Raw genomic sequence first — 364 nt, forward strand, 5'->3', positions numbered from 1 at the left:
GCCTGGCATCCCGTGGCGTGAAGCTTCAACTTGGGAACAGTATTCACGATCCGTCTGATCCAATGGGCAAGTTGTTCTTCAACATCCTTGCGACTTTCGCGGAGTTTGAAGCCGATCTGATCCGGATGCGTACTCGTGAAGGGATGGCCGTTGCACGCGACAAAGGTAAACTACGCGGAAAGAAACCCAAGCTTTCTGAACGTCAGCAAAAAGAGCTTCGCCGGATGTATGATACCGGCGATTACTCCATCAGCGATCTTTCAGAACTGTTTTCTATTTCTCGGCCAACTGTCTATCGAACTCTCAGCAGAACAGCCTCAACGTTCTTGTTGGGTTCACTCTAAGCGTACGTAAATTACACTTT

1 protein-coding gene is annotated in these 364 nt (G+C 48.9%); it reads left to right on the forward strand.

Translation table 11 applies throughout. The features are described from left to right. Positions 1-344, forward strand: a 344-nt coding sequence (locus KP705_RS19450; protein ID WP_215765224.1) for a recombinase family protein, incomplete at its 5' end; no start/stop codon positions are given. Positions 345-364: the final 20 nt, after the last annotated feature.

The sequence above is a fragment of the Gluconobacter sp. P1D12_c genome, assembly GCF_018812105.1.
Taxonomy (GTDB): domain Bacteria; phylum Pseudomonadota; class Alphaproteobacteria; order Acetobacterales; family Acetobacteraceae; genus Gluconobacter; species Gluconobacter oxydans_A.